Origin of the sequence: Pseudanabaena sp. 'Roaring Creek' (assembly GCF_001402795.1) — a bacterium.
GTDB lineage: Bacteria > Cyanobacteriota > Cyanobacteriia > Pseudanabaenales > Pseudanabaenaceae > Pseudanabaena.
The window spans coordinates 1-5256 of sequence record NZ_LIRE01000335.1 but is presented as its reverse complement, the minus strand read 5'-3'; the positions used below and the strand labels follow the sequence as shown (position 1 = coordinate 5256).

The window sequence follows — 5256 nt, the reverse complement described above, 5'->3', positions numbered from 1 at the left end:
CTCTTCTAGGTTTTAATTTTACTTATCTTAGCTACTTACCTAAGCATAGTACACTGCATTAATTAAGGGAATCATGGAGCAAAATTGGTCTCAACTGCTAAAGCAACTTATTGATGGACAATCCCTAGCCAGCGAACAGGCTACAACTTTAATGCAAGGTTGGTTAGAAGGGGCGATCGCTCCCGAACTATCGGGGGCGATTTTGACGGCTTTGCAATGTAAAGGAATTGAAGCTTCTGAATTAGCAGCAATGGCGATGGTATTGCAATCCCAGAGTGAGGGACAAAAGTTTAATCAGCAGTTAAGCACAATAGTAGATCGCTCTAAACCTTTGATTGATACATGTGGTACTGGTGGCGATGGTGCTGCGACTTTTAATATTTCCACCTCCGTGGCTTTTGTGGTAGCAGCAGCAGGTGTCCCCGTCGCCAAGCATGGTAACCGTGCGGTTTCTAGTCGTTCGGGATCGGCAGATGTCCTAGAAGCGATCGGTCTTCATCTAGCGACACACACAGACAGGATTTATGAAGCTTTACCTGCGGTAGGGATTACTTTCCTATTTGCGCCCAGTTGGCATCCAGCGATGAAAGCGGTCGGCACAATTCGCAAGAACTTAGGAATCCGTACTATCTTTAACTTGATTGGTCCCCTTGTTAATCCTCTGTACCCCACAGCGCAGGTTCTAGGTGTTTACGATCGCAATCTTACCCATACCGTTGCCGAAGCATTACGATTGCTCAATCTTCAGCAGGCAGTAGTTTTACATAGTCGAGAAGGTATGGATGAAGCAGGTTTGGGCGATTTGACTGATATCTCATTTCTCAGCAACGATCAAGTCACAGAAGAGGCGATCTCTCCTCAAGAATTAGGATTAACCCATGCACCAATTGAGAGTCTTAAGGGTGGAAACGTGCAGGAAAACGCTGATATTTTGCGTGCAGTGCTTCAAGGAAAAGGCACTCAAGCCCAGACCGATTGTGTTGCCCTTAATAGTGGTTTAGCCATCAGGATTGCTGGTTTAGCGAGTACATGGGCGGAGGGGGTCAACCTTGCCTCAGAGATTATCAAAGCTGGGGCTGGATGGTCAAAAGCAGAAGCATTAATTAATTTCCTCAAATAAAGAAGGAGGCAATATCTGTTGCCTCCTTCTTTATGCCCTTGTTTGAGGCTTTTAGGCATAAGTAAACTTAAAACCTAGAAGAGCATACCGCCCGCTACGCGAGCGTTATGCTCTTTGGCTTTGGTATATAAACCCCAAGAAGAGAAGTTTGGCACTTTGCGCCAACCTTCTCTTCTTGGGGTTTGATTTTTTCCTAGCGCGAGTGGCGACAGCTATAAGTTCTTTTTTATAAAAAGTACGGTTCTTTATCAATGCTTGAGTTGGTTACAGCGCTTTGCGCTCAAACCCAAACCAAGTAAATCCTTGAAAGCGTTGCTTAGTAACGCTTTCAAGGATTTACTTGGGGTTCGTTTGATCGATAATTGCTGTAAATCCAAAGATGAGTGGCGGTGCTTCGCACCGCCACTCATCTTTGGGGTAAGTTTAAGTTCCAAAAGAGCGATCGCCTGCATCACCCAATCCAGGGACAATCCATCCTTGCTCGTTGACAACTTCATCAATACAGCCCGAATAGATCTGCACCGCAGGGAAATGTTGATTGATCAATTGCAGAGCAGGTGGGGCGCAAAGTGCATTAATGATCCGAATTAAAGAAGCATCTGCTCCTCTTTCTGTAATTAATTTTAGGGTGCTGATAATCGACCCACCTGTCGCCATCATTGGTTCAACGATAAAGATACGGGTTTGGGGGGCAAACCTCTCTGGCAAACGATTGAGATAGCAGCTAGCTTCGAGGGTTTCCTCATTACGCACTAAGCCGAGATGATAGATATTTGCTGTTGGCAAGAGAGTTTGACAACCCTCAAGCATGGATAATCCTGCTCGTAAGATTGGGACAAAAGCTAGAGGAACTGTACTATCAATCAATTGCCCTGCGGTAGTTCCCAATGGAGTTTCGATAGTTACTTCTTGCACAGGTAAAAATTCACGTATTGCCTCATAGGTAAGCCATTTACCCATTTCAGCCATCGCTGTGCGAAATAAAGGGACTGGTGTATGTTTCTCCCGCGCTATGGTAAGCCAGTGACGAATCATGGGATGGGGGGGAACATATACGCGCAATTGAGAAGACATGAATTTACTATAGAGTTTTAATATTGGGAAGCTAAAAGCTGTCCGTTCATAGGAAATTTTACATTGCTTTGGGTGTTAATAATTGTCTCTATAGCATTCCTACAGCGCTTTGCACTTAAATTCAAACCAAGAAACTTTTTGAAAGTGTTGCGAAGCAACACTTTCAAAAAGTTTCTTGCGGTTCTTTTGATCGAAAATAGCTGTAAATCATTTATAGCTATATTCACTTAAGGCAGGACATCAAACCCAATAGGGAGTTACGGCGCTTCACACCGTAACTCCCTATTGGGGCTATACAAGAAAAATAGAGCTTTGACTTCGCTCAGCTAATTTATCTCTATGGCTAAAAATCAAGTTTGTACATATCCTAACTCCTAGGCTCTAAGTTTTAATCTATAATTGCTAAGTCTTTGCTAAGGCTAAAAAAACATCTGTTTAAGGATTCATTCAATCTTTATGAAAAAATCACTGCTCTATAAGTTAGCGATCGCTGCTAGCATTTCCTTTGTTGCTAGTTCCTGTACCCCAGCAACTCCACCTGCCACCACTCCTAGTGCAACTGCATCGGCATCGGCTAAACCATCGGCATCTGCGTTGCCTTCTACATCTGCATCCGCATCACCATCGGCATCTGCTAAGCCCGCATCACCCGCTGCATCTGCGTCACCTTCTGCATCCACATCTCCCGCCGCATCCGCATCACCTACGGCTCCTGCGACTGAAAAGGTGCCTGATACTGTGCGCGTCTCCGTTGTTAATAACAGCGGTAAAGTCTTGAAGGCAATTTATATGTCTCCTCCCACCAACATCCATTGGGGACAAAATGAGCTTGAAGCAGCAATTCCCGATCGCGAAAAAGCTGATTTTGAATGGAAGCGTTCAGACTATAAGGGAGCCGAGGCAGGTTGTTTATTTGAAGTTAGAGCGGAGTATGCTGACGGTAAGAGCACCGATCTAGAAGAGATTAATCTTTGCAAAACTCCAACTATCAATCTTAAGTAAGACGAATAATAGAACTAAAGAAGTATCTTGTTTCGCACAAAACTTCTTTAGTTCTATTTATTGAGTGGGATCGCAGATGCGATTTTCATGACTCTCTTCTATGTCGGGAGGTATATCGAGCGCAGAGGAAGGGGCGCATACGTGGGGTAACGATGCACCTTCTAAACCCTTAGTAATCCGAGCTGGTGAATAGTCGAGGGTGACAAAAAGGGGATAATGATATTCACCGCGATCGCTAATGATACTCCGATGTTTCCAAGGCAGTAGCCAATAGTATTCTTCTCCAAGCGTAACTTCCACTTGTCGCCAACGTTTTAACAGAGATGCATAGTCCTCATTGGGACGATGGATAAACACAAAAATCTCTTGACCAGTTTTTACTTTCCAGTCAGGATCGCACATAATTAAGGCAAGATCGCATTGTAGCTGTCCGTGGCTGTGAGTCAGGTTAGGGCTCGTAAGTTGCACGACAGGAAAAGGGATCGAAATCAGGCTGTCGGTGGGACGACGCAAGCTGGGAATCAACTCGAAATAGGGACGATATTCGCGTAGAAGGGAGATCGCCTCAAGGGGATTACTGTAGTGACTGAGGAGCGTATCATATTGAAGTTGGTGATTACTCATAGGGCAATTGTAGGAAGATACACGAAGAAAGTAGAACCTTGCTGGGAGTCTAGGTTGGGTGACTTTACTAAGATCCGACCGTTATGGGCATTAATAATGTAATGGGATAAATACAATCCCAGACCGCTACCCTGTTTTTGGTGGCTGCCTTGGCGAAATCTATGAAATAAAAACGGTTGTTCTTCTAAAGGAATTCCCGTACCTGTATCGGCAATGGCGATAACAGCCTCGGACGCATCTGCCTTTAGGCTAACATGTACACTACCAGATTCAGTAAATTTCAGGGCATTACCAATTAAATTATTAAATACACGTAGTAACTCTAAGCGATCACCCTTAATCTCAGCAACATCACAAAGATTAGTCAGATCCGTACTAAGTTCAAGATTTTTAGAAATAGCGATCGGCTTTAGTTCCTGTACGACTTGTTCGAGCAATTCCTTTAGATTTAAGGACTGGAAACTAATCGTTTTGCTGCCTGATTCATAGCGGTAAACATCTAGCAGTTTATTTACCATTTCCAGTAAATTATGGTTGCTTCGTCCCATGATGGTTAAGGCTTCGTGGATTTCAGGCGAAATTTCTCCTAATACCCCATCCTGTAAAAGTCCTAACATGCGATCCGCTGCTACTAGAGGGGTTCGCAGATCGTGGGTCAGTCGTGAGACAAAATCCTGTCTTTGGCGATCGATGCGATCGCGCTCGGCAATACTATGCTTTAACCGCAATAGCGATCGTACCCTTGCCAATAGCTCATTTGCTTCGATTGGTTTGCGAATAAATTCGTCTGCGCCAAGATCTAAACCCTTGACAGCATTTGCGCGATCGTAGGCGGTGATTAATAAAATTGGAATGAAAGGCAAGTCTTTCATCGCTCTGATCCGACGAGTCACTTCGTACCCGTCCATCAGAGGCATCATCACGTCTAATAAAATCAAGTCGGGTGGCTCTGCCCCAATAATTTTTAGAGCATCGTGACCATTTGATGATGTGACGATTTTATATCCTTCTTCTTCAAGAATTGTGCGAACGAGAAATAGATTGTCTGGAACATCATCGACAATTAGTAAACGGTCAGGAGATTTCATTCAAACGCTCAAACAAAACAGGGTAGCTATATAGATGTTGTCATGAAACCGCTGTCAATGCAGTCATCCTGATGATAGAAATTATGGCTGTTGCCAACAAAAGAAAATAATTTTGCCTATTAAATGTCAAGGGTTCGCTCATCAGGGGAAGTAGGTGAAATGTCAAAATAGGAATCCCTAGAAGGGTTTTAGATGGCTTGAAGCGCCTATCTTTCGCAGCTTCAAAGTCCTTACACCTGTTTCAATCCCTAGAAGGGTTTTAGATGGCTTGAAGCACAGGAACCTGCGTCCTAGGATTTCCAAAGATCGTGTTTCAATCCCTAGAAGGGTTTTAGATGGTTTGAAGCA

At 44.0% G+C, this 5256-nt stretch carries 6 protein-coding genes; 2 read left to right on the top strand and 4 right to left on the bottom strand.

What is annotated here, in order from left to right; translation table 11 throughout:
* Positions 1-73: 73 nt before the first annotated feature.
* Positions 74-1120: an anthranilate phosphoribosyltransferase gene (gene trpD / locus AC805_RS11380; protein ID WP_055075551.1), complete on the top strand. Its 1047-nt coding sequence runs from the start codon at positions 74-76 to the stop codon at positions 1118-1120.
* A 423-nt stretch (positions 1121-1543) separates the two neighbouring features.
* Here trpD and upp read toward each other — a convergent pair whose 3' ends face one another.
* Together upp and AC805_RS11365 are read right to left on the bottom strand one after the other, a co-directional pair.
* On the bottom strand, positions 1544-2194 hold the full coding sequence (upp, locus tag AC805_RS11370) for a uracil phosphoribosyltransferase (protein WP_055075549.1): 651 nt from the start codon (positions 2192-2194) through the stop codon (positions 1544-1546).
* Positions 2195-2667: 473 nt separating this feature from the next.
* The gene (locus AC805_RS11365; RefSeq protein WP_055075548.1) at positions 2668-2874 is read right to left on the bottom strand and encodes a hypothetical protein; all 207 of its coding nucleotides are present in this window, start codon (positions 2872-2874) and stop codon (positions 2668-2670) included.
* A 46-nt stretch (positions 2875-2920) separates the two neighbouring features.
* On the opposite strand from AC805_RS11365, the gene AC805_RS11360 reads away from it, so the two are divergent.
* The gene (locus AC805_RS11360) at positions 2921-3196 is read left to right on the top strand and encodes a hypothetical protein (RefSeq protein WP_156341388.1); all 276 of its coding nucleotides are present in this window, start codon (positions 2921-2923) and stop codon (positions 3194-3196) included.
* Between the two features lie 57 nt (positions 3197-3253).
* Here the strand turns inward: AC805_RS11360 and AC805_RS11355 are convergent, their stop codons facing one another.
* Positions 3254-3820: a hypothetical protein gene (locus AC805_RS11355; RefSeq protein ID WP_055075546.1), complete on the bottom strand. Its 567-nt coding sequence runs from the start codon at positions 3818-3820 to the stop codon at positions 3254-3256.
* Positions 3817-4908, bottom strand: a complete 1092-nt coding sequence (locus tag AC805_RS11350) for a cell wall metabolism sensor histidine kinase WalK (RefSeq protein WP_055075545.1) — start codon at positions 4906-4908, stop codon at positions 3817-3819. The genes AC805_RS11355 and AC805_RS11350 overlap by 4 nt, the downstream gene beginning before the upstream one ends.
* Positions 4909-5256: the final 348 nt, after the last annotated feature.

Coding starts and splice junctions, on each gene's coding strand:
- AC805_RS11350 (WP_055075545.1), bottom strand. CDS start 4,908: ATGAAATCTCCTGACCGTTTACTAATTGTCGATGATGTTCCAGACAAT.
- trpD (WP_055075551.1), top strand. CDS start 74: ATGGAGCAAAATTGGTCTCAACTGCTAAAGCAACTTATTGATGGACAA.
- upp (WP_055075549.1), bottom strand. CDS start 2,194: ATGTCTTCTCAATTGCGCGTATATGTTCCCCCCCATCCCATGATTCGT.
- AC805_RS11355 (WP_055075546.1), bottom strand. CDS start 3,820: ATGAGTAATCACCAACTTCAATATGATACGCTCCTCAGTCACTACAGT.